This is a genomic window from Acidovorax sp. MR-S7 (assembly GCF_000400995.2).
Taxonomy (GTDB): Bacteria; Pseudomonadota; Gammaproteobacteria; order Burkholderiales; family Burkholderiaceae_C; genus MR-S7.
Map to the genome: position 1 here is coordinate 18,373 of NZ_DF238918.1, position 18,865 is coordinate 37,237.

Consider the following 18,865-nt stretch of genomic DNA (forward strand, 5'->3'; position numbering starts at 1 on the left):
CCATGAGCAAGCTGCTGCTCGGCTGCATCGCCGACGATTTCACGGGCGCCACCGACCTCGCCAACAACCTTGTGCGCGCAGGCATGCGCGTGGTGCAGGCCATCGGCGTGCCGGAGGACCCGCTGGCGGCGGACGTGGATGCCGTCGTCATCGCGCTCAAATCGCGCACCAACCCCGTGGGCAAGGCCATCGGGCAATCGCTCGCCGCGCTGCGCTGGCTGCAAGGGCAGGGGGCGCGCCAGATCTACTTCAAGTACTGCTCCACCTTCGACAGCACCGCGGCCGGCAACATCGGCCCCGTGACCGAGGCACTGATGGATGCGATGGGCTGCGACTTCACCATCGCCACCCCGGCCTTCCCCGACAACAAGCGCACCGTGTTCAAGGGCTACCTGTTCGTGGGCGACGTGTTGCTGAGCGAGAGCGGCATGCAGAACCATCCGCTCACGCCCATGACCGATCCGAACCTCGTGCGCGTGATGCAGTCGCAGTGCCAGCGCAAGGTGGGCCTGATCGACCATGCCGTGGTCGCGCGCGGCGCGGCGGCGGTCACCGAGCGCATCGCGCAGCTCCAGGCCGAGGGCGTTGCCATCGCCATCGTCGATGCCGTCTCCAACGATGACCTGCTGCGCACGGGCCCCGCGCTCGCGGCGCTGCCGCTGGTCACGGCGGGCTCGGGCGTGGCGATCGCGCTGCCGGCCAACTTCGGCCTCGCGCCGTCGCCTGCCGCGAGCGTGCTGCCGCCCACGGGCGGGCTGCGCGCCGTGGTGTCGGGCAGCTGCTCGCTGGCCACCAACCGGCAGGTGCAGGACTTCATCGCGCGCGGCGGCGCGGCGCTGGCCATCGACCCGCTGCGCATCGCTGATGGTGCCGATGTGGCCGCCGAGGCGCTCGCCTGGGCCGCGCCGCTGCTGGAGCGCGGCCCCGTGCTGGTCTATTCCACGGCCGACAGCGGCGCGGTGAAATCCGTGCAGTCGCGCCTGGGCGTGGAAGAGGCGGGCGCGATGGTGGAACGCACCATTGCCGCCATCGCACGTGGCCTCGTCGAGCGTGGCGTGCGCCAGCTCGTGGTGGCGGGCGGCGAGACCTCTGGTGCCTGCGTGCAGGCGCTGGGTATCACGCAGATGCAGATCGGCCCACAGATCGACCCGGGCGTGCCGTGGTGCCATGCGCAGGCGCTGGGCCAGGGCCTGCACGTCACGCTGAAGTCCGGCAACTTCGGCGGTGACGACTTCTTCACGCGCGCGTTCGAGGTGCTCGCATGACCGAAACCCAGGCGCGCGAGGAGATCTGCCGCGTCGGCCGCAGCCTGTTCGAGCGCGGCTACGTGCACGCCACGGCCGGCAACATCAGCGTGCGGCTGGGTGACGGCGGCTTTCTCATCACGCCCACCGACGCCTGCCTGGGCTTTCTCGATCCCGCGCGCCTCGCGCGCCTAGACGCGCAGGGCCAGCAGGTGAGCGGCGACCGCGCGAGCAAGACCATCGCGCTGCACGCGCGCATCTACGCCGCGGCGCGCGCGTTCGACGCGCAGACCGCCTGCGTAATCCACACGCACAGCACGCACTGCGTGGCCCTCACGCTGCAGCCTGCGGAAGGTGAACTGCTGCCCGCCATCACGCCGTACTTCGTGATGAAGGTCGGCCACGTGCCCGTGATCCCCTACCACCGCCCCGGCGCGCCCGAGGCCGCCGAGGCCGTGGCCCAGGCCATCGCGCGCTATGGCGCGCAAGACACGCCACTGCGCGCCGTGATGCTGGAGCGCCTGGGCCCCAACGTCTGGCACGACACTCCCGCCGCCGCGATGGCGACACTGGAGGAACTGGAGGAAACGGCGCGGCTCTGGCTGCTGTCTTCTCCCAAGCCCGCCGCGCTCGACGCGGCTCGGATCTACGAATTGCGCGCCACCTTCGGCGCGCGCTGGTAAGGAATAAGACATGCCCCGCTTTGCCGCCAACCTCTCCATGCTCTACAACGAGCATGCCTTCCTCGACCGTTTCGCCGCCGCCGCCGCAGACGGCTTCAAAGGCGTCGAATACCTGTTCCCCTACGACTTCCCCGCTGCCGAGATCGCCAAGCGCTTGAAAGACAACGGCCTGCAGCAGGTGCTGTTCAACGCCCCGCCCGGCGACTGGGCCGCGGGCGAGCGCGGCCTGGCCTGCCTGCCGGGCCGCGAGGCCGAGTTCCGCGACGGCTTCGCGCGCGCGCTGGACTACGCCGCCGCGCTCGACTGCCCGCGCATCCACGTGATGGCCGGTTTGCTGCCCGCGGGCCAGACGCGCGAGGCGCTGCGCCCCACCTACATCGACAACCTGCGCTGGGCGGCGGAGCAGGCCGCGAAAGCGGGGCGCAACGTGCTCATCGAGCCGATCAATACGCGCAACATCCCCGGCTTCTTCCTCAACCGTCAGGACGATGCGCACGCCGTCGTGCAGGCCGCGGGCGCGCCCAACCTGCAGGTGCAGTTCGACCTGTACCACTGCCAGATCGTCGAGGGCGACGTGGCGATGAAGATCCGCCAGTACCTGCCCACGGGCCGCGTCGGCCACTTCCAGATCGCGGGCGTGCCCGAGCGGCATGAGCCCGATGTGGGCGAGCTGAACCACCCCTACCTGTTCTCCGTCATCGACGAGGTGGCCGCGCAGTGCGGCTGGCAGGGCTGGGTGGGCTGCGAATACCTGCCCGCGCGTGGCGCAGTGCCCGGCGGCACGACCGAGGGCCTGGGCTGGGCGCGCGGCTTGCTATAAGTAGGAGAGCTGCCAGCGCTTGCTGCACAAGCGCTGGAGCCCTATTTGGCTTGAATTCCCTGCGCGGGGCGGAACAGCGCATCCAGCACCGGCAGCAGCGTGGGGAATTCCTGCGCGAAGCGTTCGCAGTGCACGAAGTAGGCCTCGCAGGCCACGGCGAAGAATTCCGCCGGGGCCGTGGCGCCGTAGGCATCAAGCCAGGGCCACTCGCCGCCGAAGCGCTCGGCGATGATGACCCGCTCGCGGAACTGCTCGTAGGCCGGCTCCCAGGCAGCGCGCCAGGCGGCGTGCGCGGCGCGGGCGTTCGGCGTGCCCATGAAGCCGGGCGGCAGGGGCGGGCTGCCGTCGGCGCCGCCGTTCTTCATGTCGATCTTGTGCACGAACTCGTGGATCACCACGCTGGTCGCGTGCCCCTCGCGGCCCGCACCTTGGACGGCGGGCCAGCTCAGCATCACCGGGCCGTCCTGCATGGCTTCGCCGAGCAGCACCTCGTCGTAGTGGTGCACCACGCCGGCTTCATCGACGGCCTTGCGGCGCGCCACGGCCTCGGCCGGGTGCACGACGATGCCCACGAAGTCGTCGTACCAGGCGAGCGCCTGGCCGGGCTCGCCCCAGTGCAGCAGCGGCAGGCAGGCCTGCGCGGCGATGGCCACGGCCATGGCATCGGTTACCACGAGGCCGTGCGCGCCCGTGAATTCCTTGCGGTGCAGGAAGAGGGCGCTCAGTGCGCGCAGCTTGCCCTGGTCGGCCAGCGGCAGCGCGGAGAGGAAGGGGTAGCGGTGCAGCGTCTGCAGCCACAGGTCGGCCCCGATGTCGGGAATGGGGGCCACGGTGGCGCGTACGCGCCGGGCCAGGCGGGTGAGAAAGGCGGGCATCTCCCCTACGTGGGGGTGAGCGGCAGGCGCTGCAAGCCCTGGGGCGTGAGGCGCAGCACGCCGGCGCGTGGCGCAGTGGCTTCGAGATCCCAGTCGGTGAGCACGTGGCGCGCGAGGCCGGCGGCGAGTTCGTGGTCGGCGGGCAGGTGCGTGTGGCCGTGGACCAGCGCATCGGCGCGCGCGGCGCGCAGCCATCGAACAGCGGCGGGGCTGTCCACGTCGGCGTAGACCGCCGTGCCCGACTGCTTGCGCGCTTCGCTCTCGCTGCGCGCGCTGCGGCCCTGGGCGCGGCGCTCCGCGAGCGGGCGCGCGAGCAACTGCTCCTGCCACTGCGGATTGCGCGCGAGGGCGCGAAAGCGCTGGTATTCCACGTCATTGAGGCACAGCGCGTCACCGTGCGAGAGCATCCAGCGCCTGTCCGCGAACGTGAGTACCGTGGGATCGGCCAGCACCGGGATGCCTGTGCGCTGCGTGAAACCCTCGCCGACGAGGAAATCGCGGTTGCCGTGCATGAAGAAGAGAGGGCGCCGGCGCGCCGCCTGCGCGAGCAGCGCGCAGCATTCGCTCTCGAAACTGCCGGGCTCGTCGATCGCATCGTCGCCCACCCAGACCTCGAACAGGTCGCCGAGCAGGAACACCGCGTCGGCGGGTGTCCCGTCGAGGTAGCGCGCGAAGGCGCGCAGCGTGGCGGGGTGGGCGCTCTCCAGATGCAGGTCGGAGAGGAAATCGACCGTGCGCCAGCTGGCTGGCGCGGCCAGCTCGGCCATCGGCGGCACGGCCTCGGCCATGGCTTACAGCGCCACGGCCTTGTCGATCACCACGGCGTCGAACGGCACGTCGTCGTGGAAGCCCTTGCGCGTGGTGCGCACCTTCTTGATCGCGTCCACCACGTCCTGGCCCTTGACCACCTTGCCGAACACGGCATAGCCCCAGCCCTGGCCGGAAGGCGCGGTGTGGTTCAGGAAGGCGTTGTCCACCACGTTGATGAAGAACTGGGCCGTGGCGCTGTGCGGATCGCCCGTGCGGGCCATGGCGATGGTGTACTGGTCGTTCTTCAGGCCGTTGGCGGCCTCGTTCTCGATGGGGTCGTCCGTGCCCTTCTGCTTCATGTCGGGCGTGAAGCCGCCGCCCTGGATCATGAAGTTCTTGATGACGCGGTGGAAGATGGTGCCGTCGTAGTGGCCCTTCTTCACGTAGGCGAGGAAGTTCTCGGTGGACTTGGGCGCGTTCACGGCGTCCAGCTCCAGCGTGATGACGCCGGGGGTGGCGGTCTCGGCCACGTTGATGGTGACGTGCAGTTCGACTTGCGGGTTGCTCATGGAGGAAGTCCTTTCGTTTACTTGACCAGCGTTGCGGATTGGATGACGACGGGCGTCGTGGGCACGTTCTGGTGCATGCCCTTGTTCGCCGTGGCCACGGCCTTGATCTTGTCCACCACATCCTTGCCTTCGACCACCTTGCCGAACACGGCGTAGCCGTGGCCGTCGGGGTTGGGGGCGTTGAGCATGTCGTTGTTCTTCACGTTGATGAAGAACTGCGAGGTGGCCGAGTTCGGGTTGCCCGTGCGGGCCATGGCGATGGTGTACTGGTCGTTCTTCAGGCCGTTGGAGGCCTCCAGCGGGATCGGCGCCTTGGTGGGCTTTTGCGCCATGTCGGCGGTGAAGCCGCCGCCCTGGATCATGAAGCCGTCGATCACGCGGTGGAAGACGGTGCCGTCGTAGTGCTTGTCCTGCACGTAGGCCAGGAAGTTCTCCACCGTCTTGGGCGCCTTGGCCGGGTCGAGCTGCACCACGATGTCGCCCATGCTGGTGGCGAGCTTGACCTTGGGTGCGGCACCCTGTGCGCTTGCTACGTTGACCATAGCTACCAGCGCAAGGCCGGCAAGCGCCAGGGCCGTATTTCTTCTGGAAATCATGCTGAGGCTCCTTGAGAAGTGCGAAAGAAAGAAAGGCGGCCCTGGGGGAAGCAGGGCCGCGGGACCGCGTCAGCGGCCGAGAGCAGGCTGGGGCTTGGCCGCAGGCAGCTCGCGCAGGAGCTTGAGCTTGGGAGCCACGGAGGCGCCCACGGCCGGGTCGAGCTGCTGCGCGCGCGCATAGGACTGGATGGCCAGCCGGACGTGGATGTCGCCCAGGTTCTCGTGCGCGGTGGCATAGCCGGGGTTGGCGCGCACGGCCATCTCCAGCGCGGCGCGGGCCTTCTCCAGCTGGTTCTGGCCGGCGTAGAGCACGGCCAGGTTGTTGTAGGGCTCGGGCAGCTCGGGGTATTGCTCGGTGAGCTGCACGAAGCTGTCGATGGCCTCGGCCTGCTGGCCCGCATCGGCCTGCGCCACGCCGCGCAGGAAGCGCAGCTGCGGGTCGCGCGGGTTGGCGGCGATGCGCGGCTCCAGCTGGGCCAGCGCCTCGCGCGGCTTGCCCTGCTTGATGAGCTGGGAGATGCCGGCGTACTCGTCGGCATGCGCCCAGCCGGCTCCCGCCAGGGCGGCCACGGCCAACAGGCGCAGCAGGCGGTGGGCGAGGGGTCGGGCGGGTGTCATGGAGAGGGAAAAAGAGGGGTGGGAAGGCCTGCGCCAGAGGGGCGCGGCGCGGGCTTATACTGCGGCGCATTGTAGCCGAGGGGGTGTGCGCAGCCGCCACCCCCGGTGGCGCCGGCCCGCTGCCGTGCGGCGCCCGGTTCGCCCACCCCGAGAAGAAACCCATGAGCTTGCGTATCTACAACACGCTGACGCGTGCATTGGAGGAGTTTTCCCCGCTCGAGCCGGGCCATGTCCGCATGTACGTGTGCGGCATGACCGTCTACGACCTGTGCCACCTGGGCCATGCGCGCTCGATGATCGCCTTCGACGTGGTGCAGCGCTGGCTGCGCGCGTCGGGCCTGGCCGTGACCTACGTGCGCAACATCACCGACATCGACGACAAGATCATCCGCCGCGCCGTGGAGAACGGCGAGAGCATCCGTAGCCTGACGGACCGCATGATCGACGCGCTGCACCAGGACGCCGACGCCCTGGGCATCGAGCGCCCCACGCACGAGCCGCGCGCCACCGAGTACGTGCCGCAGATGCTGGCGATGATCGGCATGCTGCAGGGCAAGGGCCTGGCCTACCAGGCCGCCAACGGCGACGTGAACTACGCCGTGCGGCGCTTTCCTGGCTACGGCAAGCTGTCGGGCAAGTCGCTCGACGAGCTGCAGGCGGGCGAGCGCGTGGCCGTGCAGGACGGCAAGGCCGACCCGCTGGATTTTGTGCTCTGGAAGAGCGCCAAGCCGGAGGAGCCGGCCGAGGTGAAGTGGCCCAGCCCCTATGGCGAGGGCCGTCCGGGCTGGCACATCGAATGCTCGGCTATGGGCTGCGAGATGCTCGGCGAGAGCTTCGACATCCACGGCGGCGGGGCGGACCTGCAGTTTCCGCACCACGAGAACGAAATCGCCCAGAGCGAGGGCGCCACGGGCAAGCCCTTCGCGCAGGTGTGGATGCACAACGGCTTCATCAACGTGGACAACGAGAAGATGTCCAAGTCGCTGGGCAACTTCTTCACCATCCGCGACGTGCTCAAGGAATACGACGCGGAAACGGTGCGCTTCTTCGTCGTGCGCAGCCATTACCGCAGCCCGCTGAACTACAGCGACGTGCACCTGGATGATGCCCGCGCAGCGCTCAAGCGCCTCTACACCGCGCTCAGCCTGGTGGCGCCCGCCGTGGTGGACGTCGATTGGACCGAGCCCCATGCCGCGCGCTTCAAGGCGGCCATGGACGAGGACTTCGGCACGCCCGAGGCCGTTGCCGTGCTGTTCGACCTGGCCGGCGAGGTGAACCGCAGCAAGTCGCCCGAGGCCGCTGGGCTGCTCAAGGCGCTGGGCAAGTACCTGGGCCTGCTGCAGGATGACCCGCAGGCGTTCCTGAAGGCGGGTGCGGCGCTCGACGAATCCGCCATCCAGGCCCAGATCGCCGCGCGCGCGGCCGCCAAGGCCGCCAAGGACTTCGCGCAAGCCGACCGCATCCGAGCCGCGCTGCTGGCCCAGGGCATCGTGCTCAAGGACGCGCCCACGGGCACCACCTGGGAGGCGGCGCAGTGAATGACGCATTTGCAGTCGAATTGGCTTTCAGCGCAGGCGGGGTAAGCGGTGGCAGCTAGTAAAAAGATAGTGAACGAGGTGCCGCAGCTCACGCCGCCGGCCTACTGGGACGATGCGTGCAAGCACCTCGTCAAGAAGGACCGCGTGATGCGCCGCCTGATCCCGGATCTGGGCGACGTGGCGCTGGCCCAGCGCGGCGACGCCTTCACCACTCTGGCGCGCAGCATCGTGGGCCAGCAGGTGTCGGTGGCGTCCGCGCAGCGCGTATGGGACCAGTTCGCCGCGCTGCCGCGCAGCATGACGCCGCGCAACGTGCTCAAGCTCAAGGTGGACGACATGCGCGCGGCCGGCCTGTCGGCGCGCAAGGTGGACTACCTGGTCGACCTGGCGCTGCACTTCGACAGCGGCCGCCTGCACGTCAAGCAGTGGGACGCGATGGACGACGAGGCCATCGTGGCCGAGCTGGTGGCCATCCGCGGCATCGGCCGCTGGACGGCGGACATGTTCCTGATCTTCCACCTGGCGCGCCCCAACGTGCTGCCGCTGGACGACGCCACCTTAATCCAGGGCATCAGCCAGCACTACTTTTCGGGCGATCCTGTGAGCCGCAGCGATGCCCGCGAGGTGGCGGAGGCGTGGAAACCCTGGTGCAGTGTGGCGAGTTGGTATATTTGGCGATCGCTCGCGCCCCTGCCGGTGGACTACTGATCCACCGCCCGGCAGCAGCAGCGAACGACGACGGGCCGGACGAGCCCGAGGAGAAAACATCTTGGCGAAAAAGACCTTTCTGGATTTCGAGCAGCCCATCGCGGAACTGGAATCCAAAATCGAAGAACTGCGCTATGTGCAGAACGAGAGCGCGGTGGACATCTCCGAGGAGATCGACCAGCTCAGCAAGAAGAGCCACCAGCTCACCAAGGACATCTACAGCGACCTGTCGCCCTGGCAGATCACGAAGATCGCCCGCCATCCCGAGCGTCCGTACACCATGGACTATGTGCGGGAGATCTTCACGGATTTCGTCGAGATGCACGGCGACCGGCACTTCGCCGACGACCAGTCCATCGTCGGCGGCCTCGCGCGCTTCAACGGCCACGCCTGCATGGTGATCGGCCAGCAGAAGGGCCGCGACACCAAGGAGCGCGCCGTGCGCAACTTCGGCATGAGCAAGCCCGAGGGCTACCGCAAGGCCCTGCGCCTCATGAAGACGGCCGAGAAGTTCAAGCTGCCCGTGTTTACCTTCGTCGACACGCCCGGCGCGTACCCCGGCATCGACGCGGAGGAGCGCGGCCAGTCCGAGGCCATCGGCCGCAACATCTACGAGATGGCCCAGCTCGAAGTGCCCATCATCACCACGGTGATTGGCGAGGGCGGCTCGGGCGGTGCGCTGGCCATCAGCGTGGCCGACCAGGTCATCATGCTGCAGTATTCGATCTACTCGGTCATCAGCCCCGAGGGCTGTGCTTCCATCCTCTGGAAGACCAGCGACAACGCCAGGGATGCCGCCGACGCCATGGGCATCACGGCGCACCGCCTCAAGGCCCTGGGCCTGGTGGACAAGATCGTCAACGAGCCCGTGGGCGGCGCGCACCGCGACCACAAGCAGATGGCCGCTTTCCTCAAGCGCGCGCTGGGCGATGCCCACCGCCAGCTGGCCGACCTCAAGGCCCGGGAATTGCTGGAGCGTCGCTACGAGCGCCTGCAAAGCTACGGCCGCTTCACCGACACCAAGGCCGACAGCCGCTGACCCGGCCGGGGCAGGGTTCCCGACCATCGCCTTGCTCTGTATCAAGATGTAGGATGATTTCCTCGCGGCCGTGGAACGCGCTGCGCATGGAAGGAGTCCTGCATGTCACTGGGGAAAACCCTCCGGGGCCAGATCCTGCTGCTGTCACTGGCCTGCCTGGTGGCGGCGCTGGCGGCCCTCACGGCGGCCAACTACGCATCGGTGCGCTCGCATGCCTATGCGTCGCTCGCGGCTAACGCCCGGGCCTTGGCGCACAGCCACATCGAAACCCTGCGTGACTGGGCCAAGGCCAAGGCCTCCATCGTGGAGGCCGCCGGCGCGGCCCTGGACGAGGCGGACCAGCCCAGGCCGCTGCTCATGCTGGCCAAGGCGGGCGGATTCGTCACCACGTACATCGCCCATGCGGACAAGCGCATGGCTTTCTCCACGCCCCAGAACCTGCCGGCCGACTACGACCCCACCTCGCGCCCCTGGTACCGGCAGGCGGCGCAGGCCAGCGCGGCTGCCATCACGCCGCCCTATGCCGACGCGGGCGGCAACGGCCTGGTGGTGACCTTCGCCCGCGCGGTGCGCGAGGGCAGCGCCATCCGGGCCGTGCTGGCGGGGGATGTCTCGCTGGCCTCGGTGATCGCCAACGTCACGTCCATCAAACCCACGCCGTCGAGCTTCGCCTTCCTCGTGGACGGCAGCGGCGCCATCATCGCCCACCCGGATGCCAAGCTCGCGCTCAAGCCCGCGACGGAGATCGCGACCACGCTCACAGCGCAGGGCCTGGCCGCCATGGCGCAGGGAGGCGAGCTGCAGGCCCTCGACCTGCAGGGCCATGCCGTGCTGCTCAGCGTTTCGGCGGTGGCCGACACGCCGTGGCTACTGGCCATCGCGCTCGACCGGCGCGAGGCGCTGGCTTCCATCGCCGGCATGCTGCAGGCGTCGGTGTGGGCGAGCATCGCCGTGCTGGCCATTGCCACGGCCGTGCTGGCCGCTGTTTTGGCGCGGCGCCTGCGGCGCCTGACGCTGGTGCGCGACGCCATGCACGAGATCGGCGAGGGCGACGGCGACCTGTCGCGCCGCATCGACGCGCACGGACAGGACGAGCTGGCGCAGATCGCCGGCAGCTTCAACAACTTCGCGGGCAAGCTCGCGGGCGTGCTGGCGCAGATCCGCGACGCCAGCCACTCGGTGCGCCTGGCTTCCGAGGAGATCGCCACGGGCAACCAGGACCTGTCGAGCCGCACCGAGCTCACGGCGTCGAGCCTGCAGGAGACCGCAGCGTCCATGCAGCAGCTCACAGAAACCGTGCGCCATACCGCGGACGCGGCACGCCAGGCCAACCAGCTCGTCGCGCAGGCCTCCAGCGTGGCGCGGCACGGTGGGGAGGTGGTGGGCAATGTGGTCAGCACCATGGAGCAGATCCATGCCGCATCGCGCAAGATCAACGACATCATCGGCGTGATCGACGGCATCGCGTTCCAGACCAACATCCTGGCGCTCAACGCGGCCGTGGAGGCCGCGCGCGCGGGCGAGCAGGGCAGGGGCTTCGCCGTGGTGGCGGGCGAGGTGCGCAGCCTCGCGGGCCGCTCGGCCGAGGCCGCGCGCGAGATCAAGGCGCTGATCGGCTCATCGGTGGAGCAGGTGGAGAGCGGCTCGCGCCTGGTCAACGATGCGGGTACGACCATGGCCGACATCGTGCAGTCCGTGCAGCGCGTGACCGACATCATGGCCGAGATCACCGCCGCCACCACCGAGCAGAGCACCAGCATCGGCGAAGTGGGACAGGCAGTGGACCATCTCGACCAGATGACCCAGCAGAACGCCGCCCTGGTCGAGGAAAGCGCCGCCGCGGCGGCCAGCCTCAAGGACCAGTCGGTGCGCCTGTCGGAGGTGGTGGGCACCTTCCGCCTGCACGACGACCGCCAGCCCGCGCGCCTTCCCGCGCCGGCGCATTGAACGGGGCGGCCGATAATCGGCCGCCATGACCATCCTGCAGCCGAGACCCGCGTGACGCTGGCGTTTGACGCGGCGATCCGCCGCTTCGCTCCCCGCCTTCCCCTGGCCGTGGGCCTGAGCGGCGGTGCGGACTCCACGGCGCTGCTGCTGGCCTGCGCCGAGCGCTGGCCTGGGCAGGTGCATGCCTTCCACGTGCACCATGGGCTGCAGGCTGCGGCGGACGGGTTCGAGCAGCATTGCGCGGCCTTGTGCGCGCGCCTGGGCGTGCCGCTGGTTGTGCAGCGCGTGGATGCGCGGCATGCCCCTGGCCAAAGCCCCGAGGACGCCGCGCGCCAGGCGCGCTACAAGTCTTTTGAGGCCCTGGCGCTTGATGGACAAGCGCAAGCAGCTATCAAAGACATAGCGATCGCACAGCATGCGGACGACCAGGTGGAAACCTTGCTGCTGGCCCTGTCGCGGGGCGCGGGCATCCCCGGCCTGGCGGCCATGCCCGCGCGCTGGGAGCGGGGCGGCATCGCCTGGCACAGGCCCTTGCTGCGCGTGGCCGGCGCCGACATCCGCGCATGGCTGCAGGCGCGCGGTGAGCCCTGGGTGGAAGACCCGAGCAATGCCGACGAGCGCTACATGCGCAACCGCATCCGCAGGCAACTGCTGCCCGCGCTGCAGCAGGCCTTCCCGCAGTTCCGCGACACCTTCGCGCGCAGTTGCGGCCATGCTGCGCAGGCTAGCGAACTGCTGCAGGAATTGGCCGAGACCGACCTGGCCGCCGTGGGCCAGCCTCCCCGCATCGCCGCGCTGCGGTCCCTGAGCCGCGCGCGCCAGGCCAATGTGCTGCGCCACTGGCTGCGCACCGTGCATGGCACCACGCCCGCAGCCGCGCAATTGGGCGAATTGCTCGACCAGATCGCCGCCTGCACCACGCGCGGGCACCGCATCCGCATCAAGGTGGGACGCGGCCACGTGGTGCGCGAGAGCGAGTCGCTCGGTTGGTACAATCAACAGGTTTTGGACCTCATTTCCGCACGGGGCGACGGCGCGCCAAAACCGCATGACTTTTAGCGCCGTGAACCGATGCCCCCGTCACTGCAAGATATTCCATGGCACTGATCGTTCATAAATACGGCGGCACCTCGATGGGCTCCACGGAGCGCATCCGCAATGTCGCCAAGCGCGTGGCCAAGTGGGCGCGGGCGGGCCACCAGATGGTGGTGGTGCCCAGCGCCATGAGCGGCGAAACCAACCGCCTGCTGGGGCTGGCCAAGGAGCTCGCTCCGTCGAAGGCCGCCTCGGCCTACCACCGCGAGCTCGACATGCTGGCCGCCACGGGCGAGCAGGCGTCCTCGGCGCTGCTGGCCATCGCGCTGCAGTCCGAAGGGGTGCCGGCCGTGAGCTATGCCGGCTGGCAGGTGCCGGTGCGCACCGACAGCAGCTATACCAAGGCGCGCATCGAATCCATCGACGACAAGCGCGTGCGCGCCGACCTGGACGCGGGCCGGGTGGTCATCATCACCGGCTTCCAGGGCATCGACGGCGATGGTCACGTCACCACGCTGGGCCGGGGAGGTTCCGACACCTCGGCCGTCGCCGTCGCCGCGGCGATGAAGGCCAGCGAATGCCTGATCTACACCGACGTGGACGGTGTCTACACCACCGACCCGCGCGTCGTGCCCGAGGCGCGCCGCCTGGCGACCTTGAGCTTCGAGGAAATGCTGGAGATGGCGAGCCTGGGCAGCAAGGTGCTGCAGATCCGCTCGGTGGAGTTCGCCGGCAAGTACAAGGTGCCGCTGCGCGTGCTCTCCAGCTTCACGTCCTGGGACATCGACATCAACGAGGAAGCCAAGTCCGGCACCCTGATCACCTTTGAGGAAGACGCACAAATGGAACAAGCCGTCGTATCCGGCATCGCATTCACCCGCGACGAAGCCAAGATCTCCGTGCTCGGCGTGCCCGACACGCCCGGCATCGCCTACCAGATCCTGGGCGCGGTGGCTGACGCGAACATCGACGTGGACGTGATCATCCAGAACATGAGCAAGGACGGCAAGACCGACTTCAGCTTCACCGTCAGCCGCAACGACTACCAGCGCACCATCGAACTGCTCAAGGACAAAGTGCTGCCCAAGCTGGGCGCCGAGAGCGTGGTAGGCGACGACAAGATCGCCAAGGTGAGCATCGTGGGCATCGGCATGCGCAGCCACGTCGGCGTGGCCAGCAAGATGTTCCGCGCGTTGAGCGAAGAGGGCATCAACATCAAGATGATCTCCACGTCCGAGATCAAGACGTCGGTCGTGATCGACGAGAAGTACGTCGAGCTGGCCGTGCGCACCCTGCACAAGGCGTTCGAACTGGACCAGCAAGCTGCCTGAATCTGCTGGAGCGGCCTGAAAATCAGGCTACAATAGCGGGATTGGAAACGTGACCGAGTGGCCGAAGGTGCTCCCCTGCTAAGGGAGTATGGGGTGTAGAGCCTCATCGAGGGTTCGAATCCCTCCGTTTCCGCCAGCACCGAACCCCAAGTGATTGATTCACTTGGGGTTTTTTGTTTTCTGGCTCAGTTGGTATGCCATTTGGTATGCCATGGCATGTTGGCTTTAGTTGAACGTCGTTGGACAAATCTGAAGTTTGATCTGCCCAGACGCGTGTGTACAGCCCAGCATCTCGCCATCTTCTCTCAAACCGTGGCGATCTGATTGACGACCATCCACTGCCACTGTGAGTGGACGCCGATTGCCGACACAAACGCCGCTACTATTCCAAGAGAATGAATAGCTGCTCCCAAAAACCATGAACGCGGTCGAAATCGAGTCCGCCGTATCGGACCTCGCTGCCCAACCTTTTGACGCTGCGGAATTTCCCTACGCCTTCCTGGCTGCATTTGGCAACAAGGAAACGACCCTCAAACGCCTTCGCACGGGCAACAACAACGCCTCAGACGTGCCTGGCGGGGTTCTCCTGCGCAACAACATCCACATTGCTGTGTGCGACGCTGGCGCTGTGGGTGAATCGCTCCGCACTCTGCGAGACAGCCCTGCCACCACCAAGGCCAAAGCCAAGTTCATCTTGGCCACCGACGGTCAGACACTCGAAGCCGAAGAGCTGATCAGCGGTGAGACCATCGCGTGCGATTTTGAGGACTTCCCGAACCACTTCGGGTTCCTGTTGCCGCTGGCGGGCATCTCCACGATCAAGGAGATCAAGGACAACCCCATCGACGTTCGAGCCACAGGGCGTCTGAACAAGCTCTACGTCGAATTGCTGCGTGAGAACCCTGACTGGGCCAAGGAAGAACGGCGTAGCGACATGAATCACTTCATGGCCCGCCTCGTGTTCTGCTTCTTTGCCGAAGACACGGACATCTTCGATGGGAAGGGCCTGTTCACCCAGACAGTGGACCGGATGAGTGCGAATGACGGAAGCAACACCCATCAGGTGCTGTCTGAAATCTTTCGCGCCATGAACATCAAGGTTTCCGAGCGTGCCAATTCTGATCCGCGCCTACCCAATTGGGCCAACGGCTTCCCATATGTGAACGGGGGCTTGTTTTCCGGCAGTACAGAGGTACCGCGATTCACCCGGATGGCCCGCACTTACCTGCTGCATGCTGGTGCGTTGAGCTGGCGGGAGATCAACCCCGACATCTTCGGCAGCATGATCCAGGCCGTGGCCGACGACGATGAGCGTGGGGCATTGGGTATGCACTACACCAGTGTGCCCAACATCTTGAAGGTGCTAAACCCTCTGTTCTTGGACGACCTGCGAGCAGCGTTAGCCGATGCAGGAGACAACGAGCGCAAGCTGCTGAACCTGCGCAAGCGCATGGCCCGAATTCGGGTGTTTGATCCAGCTTGCGGATCGGGCAATTTTTTGGTCATCGCATACAAGCAGATGCGTGAAATAGAGGCGGAGATCAACCGGCGTAGAGATGAGGTCCATTTGCGGAGCGAAATTCCGCTGACAAATTTTCGTGGGATCGAGCTGCGCGACTTCCCCGCTGAGATTGCACGCCTGGCGCTCATCATTGCGGAGTTCCAGTGTGACGTGCTCTATCGAGGCCAGAAAGATGCTCTGGCTGAGTTCTTGCCGCTGGATGCGCAGAACTGGATCGTATGCGGCAATGCACTGCGGTTGGACTGGTTGTCCATTTGTCCGCCCTCAGGCACTGGTGTGAAGGTGGTCGCTGATGACCTCTTTCTCACGCCGTTGGACCAAAAGGAAATTGATTTCGAGAACGATGGCGGAGAGACGTACATATGCGGCAACCCCCCGTACCTTGGCAGCAAATGGCAGTCTGATGCGCAGAAAGCAGATTTGGCTGCTGTATTCGCTGCCCATGGCACTGGGTGGAAGACTCTCGACTATGTGGCTGGCTGGTTTATGAAGGCTGCTGACTATGGGGCAAAGGCCTCATCTGCGACAGCATTCGTGTCAACCAATTCCATCTGCCAAGGCGTGCAGGTTCCCATTCTCTGGCCACTAGTTTTTGCGACAGGTCACCAGATCGTATTTGCTCACACGTCGTTCAAATGGGCAAACTTAGCAAGCAACTGAATCGCCCCGGCTGAACTAGACACCTTCGAGCCTCAAACCTGAGGCCCAATAGGAAGTGCCATGACAAAGCAGCCATATCCCGAAGAATTCAAGATCGAAGCGGTCAAGCAGATCACGGAGCGAGGCCACCGGGTGGCCGAGGTATCTGCCCGGATCGGCGTGAGCCAGCACAGCCTGTACAAGTGGATCAAGACCTATGCAGTGCCCGCGCCAGAACGCCAGTTGCAGACGTCCCAGACCGAGGAGCTGCGACGCCTGAAGGCCGAACTCAAGCGCGTGACTGAGGAGCGCGATATCCTAAAAAAGGCCGCCGCGTACTTTGCCAGGCAGTCCGGGTGAGGTACTGGACATGGCAGGCCTGGCGCAGAAGGGCGGAGCTGTGATGTCCCATGTGCGGCTGGCGGCGGATCCCGTCCAACTGCATGCCGCGCGGGTAGCGCGCGGACAGGCGGACGTGGTGCTCGGCTGCGACCTGATGGTGGCCGCGGCCGGGGATGCGCTTGCTTCCATGGCGTCCGGGCGCACTCGCGCCGTGTTGAATACGGACGTGGCCCCCACGGGCAGCTTTACACGGGATCCCGACTGGCAGGCGTCGCCCGATGCGATGCTCAAGCGGGTCGGCTTGGCCGCTGCCCAGGTGGAGTCTCTGGAGGCCTCCCGCCTGGCGGCCGCCCTCATGGGGGATGCCGTGGCCACCAACGTATTCCTTCTGGGCTTTGCATGGCAAAAAGGCTGGGTGCCTCTGCAAGAGGATTCGTTGCTGCGCGCCATCGAACTCAACGGCGCCGCGGTGGGCATGAACCGCGCAGCGTTTGCCTGGGGACGCCAGGCTGCGCTGGATCCTGCTGCGGTGCGCCGCGCGGCCGGCCTGCCTTCCGACGAGAAGGTGATACTGATGCCGAGCAGAACAGCGTCTCTTGCGAGCATTCTGGCCGATCGCACTGAGCGGCTCGCCGACTACCAGAATGCACGCTACGCGCAGCACTACGCGGCGGTCGTGCGGCGTGTTTCCGATGTCGAGAAGGCGCGTGTCGGGGGAGAGCGCCTGGCGCGCGAGGTCGCGATGAGCCTCTACAAGCTGATGGCCTACAAAGATGAATACGAAGTTGCTCGCCTGCACACCAGCAGTGATTTCCTCGCCCGGCTGCAAGAGCGCTTCGAAGGTGATTTCACCGTGAGCTACTACCTGGCACCGCCGCTGCTGGCGCGCCGCGACGCGCAAGGCCGTCCAGTCAAGCAGCGCTACGGCGCCTGGGTGCAGACGGCCTTCCGTCTCCTGGCCCGTTTGCGGTTCCTGCGCGGAACAGTTTTCGATCCGTTCGGCTGGACTCGGGAGCGGCGGGAGGAACGTGCGGCAATCGACGAATTCGAGGCCTTGGTTGAAGACCTGCTGAAAGACCTGAACAGCAACAACTTCAACGAGGCGTTGGCGCTCGCCCGTTTGCCCCAGCAAGTGCGAGGCTATGGCCATGTGAAGACGCGCGAGCACGAGGTCGCGCAGAAGAAGGCCTTGGAACTCCTGGCCCGCTGGCGAACGAAGACCGGCCTTTCCCAAGGCTAAGGCAGCCAGGACAAAGCTGCTACCCATTCCAAAGGAGATACATATGAAAATTCTCGTCCCCGTCAAGCGCGTGGTGGACTACAACGTCAAGGTCCGGGTCAAATCGGACAACACGGGTGTGGACATCGCCAACGTGAAGATGAGCATGAACCCCTTTGACGAAATCGCCGTCGAAGAGGCCGTGCGCCTGAAAGAAAAAGGCCTGGTCACCGAAGTCATCGCCGTCTCCTGCGGCGTGGCCCAGTGCCAGGAAACCCTGCGCACCGCCATGGCGATTGGCGCCGACCGCGCCATCCTGGTGGAAACCCCCGCAGACCTCGATCTGCAACCCCTGGCCGTGGCCAAGCTCCTCAAAGCCCTGGTGGACAAGGAACAACCGGGCCTGGTGATCCTGGGCAAGCAAGCCATCGACGACGACGCCAACCAGACCGGCCAGATGCTGGCTGCTTTGGCCGACCTGCCCCAGGCAACGTTTGCCAGCAAGGTGGAAGTGGTGGGCGACAAGGTGAACGTGACGCGTGAAGTGGACGGCGGCCTGGAAACGCTGCAGCTGTCCATCCCGGCGGTCATCACCACCGACCTGCGCCTGAACGAGCCCCGCTACGTCACCTTGCCCAACATCATGAAGGCCAAGAAGAAGCAGCTCGACACCGTCAAGCCCGAAGACCTCGGCGTGGACGTGGCGCCCCGCCTCAAGACCTTGAAGGTCAGCGAGCCCGCCAAGCGCGGCGCCGGCGTGAAGGTGGCCGACGTGGCCGCCCTGGTTGAGAAACTCAAGAACGAAGCGAAGGTGATCTAAATGTCGGTACTCGTTATTGCTGAACACGACAACGCGTCCATCAAGGGCGCGATCCACGGTAAACAGGGAGGTCACTTCCCTGCGGCGCAACTCCAGTAGCAAGCGCCCAAGGAAACGGTAGCCGCGCTCCGGAAATGCCAACGTGTCAGCCAAACCAGCGATACCATCTACTACAAGCCGGCGAATCTTCAGTTCATCAACCAGCCGCAGCAGTTTGTGACCCATTTCATCCATCGATTCGTCCTCGTGGCCCAGGTTTTTGATCACCAATGCGCCAGATGTAATGGCTGCCTCGATACCAAGGCCCGCGTCGGAGCCCAGTCTCCGAAGGTCGGCCGCTAATTCCGTACAAGAAAGCACCAGCCCTCGGCTGTCAGTGTCGGAAGCAGCCGCAAAAGCGAGTGCCAAGGTGGTCTTGCCAGTGCCAGTTTGCCCGATAACGGCCGATGCGCTGCCGGAGAGCAAGCCATTGCCACGTAGGACATCGTCGAGCGCATGGAGGGTGTGCAGAATTTTGTGTAAACGGACAATCCACCGCCGGCGCGAGCCGGCCTGTCCGTAAGCACAATG

The 18,865-nt window shown here is 66.3% G+C and carries 17 protein-coding genes, 1 tRNA gene and 2 pseudogenes; 14 read left to right on the forward strand and 6 right to left on the reverse strand.

Annotated features, from left to right (window positions below; genetic code table 11):
• Positions 1-2 precede the first annotated feature (2 nt).
• From otnK to otnI, 3 genes are read left to right on the forward strand one after another with little or no spacing between them, the layout of a single operon-like run.
• A complete protein-coding gene (gene otnK, locus AVS7_RS10395) occupies positions 3-1,265 on the forward strand; it encodes a 3-oxo-tetronate kinase (RefSeq protein ID WP_020228344.1) in 1,263 nt (420 codons plus the stop codon).
• The gene (locus AVS7_RS10400) at positions 1,262-1,927 is read left to right on the forward strand and encodes an aldolase (protein WP_020228345.1); all 666 of its coding nucleotides are present in this window, start codon (positions 1,262-1,264) and stop codon (positions 1,925-1,927) included. Before otnK ends, AVS7_RS10400 begins: the two co-directional genes overlap by 4 nt.
• 10 nt (positions 1,928-1,937) lie before the next feature.
• Positions 1,938-2,747, forward strand: a complete 810-nt coding sequence (gene otnI, locus AVS7_RS10405) for a 2-oxo-tetronate isomerase (protein ID WP_020228346.1) — start codon at positions 1,938-1,940, stop codon at positions 2,745-2,747.
• Between the two features lie 41 nt (positions 2,748-2,788).
• Here otnI and AVS7_RS10410 read toward each other — a convergent pair whose 3' ends face one another.
• From AVS7_RS10410 to AVS7_RS10430, 5 genes are all read right to left on the reverse strand, one after another.
• Complete coding sequence (locus tag AVS7_RS10410; protein WP_020228347.1) at positions 2,789-3,622, reverse strand: zinc-dependent peptidase; 834 nt, start codon at positions 3,620-3,622, stop codon at positions 2,789-2,791.
• Between the two features lie 5 nt (positions 3,623-3,627).
• A complete protein-coding gene (locus AVS7_RS10415) occupies positions 3,628-4,410 on the reverse strand; it encodes a UDP-2,3-diacylglucosamine diphosphatase (RefSeq protein ID WP_020228348.1) in 783 nt (260 codons plus the stop codon).
• A gap of 3 nt (positions 4,411-4,413) precedes the next feature.
• Positions 4,414-4,941, reverse strand: a complete 528-nt coding sequence (locus AVS7_RS10420) for a peptidylprolyl isomerase (RefSeq protein ID WP_020228349.1) — start codon at positions 4,939-4,941, stop codon at positions 4,414-4,416.
• A 17-nt stretch (positions 4,942-4,958) separates the two neighbouring features.
• Entirely contained in the window at positions 4,959-5,537 is a 579-nt protein-coding gene (locus AVS7_RS10425; RefSeq protein ID WP_024001306.1) for a peptidylprolyl isomerase, read from the reverse strand.
• A 69-nt stretch (positions 5,538-5,606) separates the two neighbouring features.
• Entirely contained in the window at positions 5,607-6,155 is a 549-nt protein-coding gene (locus AVS7_RS10430) for a tetratricopeptide repeat protein (RefSeq protein WP_020228351.1), read from the reverse strand.
• Positions 6,156-6,316: 161 nt separating this feature from the next.
• Between AVS7_RS10430 and cysS the strand changes: the two genes are divergently transcribed.
• From cysS to AVS7_RS10485, 11 genes and pseudogenes are all read left to right on the forward strand, one after another.
• Positions 6,317-7,693 carry a cysteine--tRNA ligase gene (gene cysS, locus AVS7_RS10435; RefSeq protein ID WP_020228352.1) on the forward strand — a complete coding sequence of 459 codons (1,377 nt, stop codon included), beginning with the start codon at positions 6,317-6,319 and terminating at the stop codon, positions 7,691-7,693.
• A 48-nt stretch (positions 7,694-7,741) separates the two neighbouring features.
• Positions 7,742-8,401, forward strand: coding sequence for a DNA-3-methyladenine glycosylase (locus AVS7_RS10440; RefSeq protein ID WP_034690579.1), 660 nt, complete (start codon positions 7,742-7,744; stop codon positions 8,399-8,401).
• A 61-nt stretch (positions 8,402-8,462) separates the two neighbouring features.
• Positions 8,463-9,440: an acetyl-CoA carboxylase carboxyltransferase subunit alpha gene (locus AVS7_RS10445; protein ID WP_020228354.1), complete on the forward strand. Its 978-nt coding sequence runs from the start codon at positions 8,463-8,465 to the stop codon at positions 9,438-9,440.
• 102 nt (positions 9,441-9,542) lie between these two features.
• Entirely contained in the window at positions 9,543-11,387 is a 1,845-nt protein-coding gene (locus AVS7_RS10450; protein ID WP_020228355.1) for a methyl-accepting chemotaxis protein, read from the forward strand.
• Between the two features lie 51 nt (positions 11,388-11,438).
• Positions 11,439-12,446, forward strand: coding sequence for a tRNA lysidine(34) synthetase TilS (gene tilS, locus AVS7_RS10455; RefSeq protein WP_020228356.1), 1,008 nt, complete (start codon positions 11,439-11,441; stop codon positions 12,444-12,446).
• Between the two features lie 38 nt (positions 12,447-12,484).
• Positions 12,485-13,753: an aspartate kinase gene (locus AVS7_RS10460; protein WP_034690581.1), complete on the forward strand. Its 1,269-nt coding sequence runs from the start codon at positions 12,485-12,487 to the stop codon at positions 13,751-13,753.
• 43 nt (positions 13,754-13,796) lie between these two features.
• A tRNA-Ser gene (locus AVS7_RS10465) sits at positions 13,797-13,889 on the forward strand.
• A 282-nt stretch (positions 13,890-14,171) separates the two neighbouring features.
• Complete coding sequence (locus AVS7_RS10470) at positions 14,172-15,935, forward strand: DNA methyltransferase (protein ID WP_020228358.1); 1,764 nt, start codon at positions 14,172-14,174, stop codon at positions 15,933-15,935.
• A gap of 60 nt (positions 15,936-15,995) precedes the next feature.
• Positions 15,996-16,279, forward strand: a pseudogene (locus tag AVS7_RS10475) (transposase); the annotation flags it as partial.
• Positions 16,280-16,284: 5 nt separating this feature from the next.
• Positions 16,285-17,496, forward strand: a complete 1,212-nt coding sequence (locus tag AVS7_RS10480; RefSeq protein ID WP_020228360.1) for a DUF6537 domain-containing protein — start codon at positions 16,285-16,287, stop codon at positions 17,494-17,496.
• A 43-nt stretch (positions 17,497-17,539) separates the two neighbouring features.
• Positions 17,540-18,295, forward strand: coding sequence for an electron transfer flavoprotein subunit beta/FixA family protein (locus tag AVS7_RS10485; protein WP_020228361.1), 756 nt, complete (start codon positions 17,540-17,542; stop codon positions 18,293-18,295).
• A gap of 57 nt (positions 18,296-18,352) precedes the next feature.
• Here the strand turns inward: AVS7_RS10485 and AVS7_RS25435 are convergent.
• A pseudogene (locus AVS7_RS25435) lies at positions 18,353-18,826 on the reverse strand (RAD55 family ATPase); the annotation flags it as partial.
• Between the last annotated feature and the right edge of the window lie 39 nt (positions 18,827-18,865).

Bases quoted from the DNA above. Each gene is read 5' to 3' on its own strand.
- AVS7_RS10480 (WP_020228360.1), top strand. From the start codon at position 16,285: ATGGCAGGCCTGGCGCAGAAGGGCGGAGCTGTGATGTCCCATGTGCGG.
- AVS7_RS10430 (WP_020228351.1), bottom strand. From the start codon at position 6,155: ATGACACCCGCCCGACCCCTCGCCCACCGCCTGCTGCGCCTGTTGGCC.
- otnK (WP_020228344.1), top strand. From the start codon at position 3: ATGAGCAAGCTGCTGCTCGGCTGCATCGCCGACGATTTCACGGGCGCC.
- AVS7_RS10410 (WP_020228347.1), bottom strand. From the start codon at position 3,622: ATGCCCGCCTTTCTCACCCGCCTGGCCCGGCGCGTACGCGCCACCGTG.
- cysS (WP_020228352.1), top strand. From the start codon at position 6,317: ATGAGCTTGCGTATCTACAACACGCTGACGCGTGCATTGGAGGAGTTT.
- AVS7_RS10460 (WP_034690581.1), top strand. From the start codon at position 12,485: ATGGCACTGATCGTTCATAAATACGGCGGCACCTCGATGGGCTCCACG.
- AVS7_RS10415 (WP_020228348.1), bottom strand. From the start codon at position 4,410: ATGGCCGAGGCCGTGCCGCCGATGGCCGAGCTGGCCGCGCCAGCCAGC.
- AVS7_RS10470 (WP_020228358.1), top strand. From the start codon at position 14,172: ATGAACGCGGTCGAAATCGAGTCCGCCGTATCGGACCTCGCTGCCCAA.
- AVS7_RS10425 (WP_024001306.1), bottom strand. From the start codon at position 5,537: ATGATTTCCAGAAGAAATACGGCCCTGGCGCTTGCCGGCCTTGCGCTG.
- AVS7_RS10485 (WP_020228361.1), top strand. From the start codon at position 17,540: ATGAAAATTCTCGTCCCCGTCAAGCGCGTGGTGGACTACAACGTCAAG.
- AVS7_RS10400 (WP_020228345.1), top strand. From the start codon at position 1,262: ATGACCGAAACCCAGGCGCGCGAGGAGATCTGCCGCGTCGGCCGCAGC.
- AVS7_RS10420 (WP_020228349.1), bottom strand. From the start codon at position 4,941: ATGAGCAACCCGCAAGTCGAACTGCACGTCACCATCAACGTGGCCGAG.
- AVS7_RS10450 (WP_020228355.1), top strand. From the start codon at position 9,543: ATGTCACTGGGGAAAACCCTCCGGGGCCAGATCCTGCTGCTGTCACTG.
- otnI (WP_020228346.1), top strand. From the start codon at position 1,938: ATGCCCCGCTTTGCCGCCAACCTCTCCATGCTCTACAACGAGCATGCC.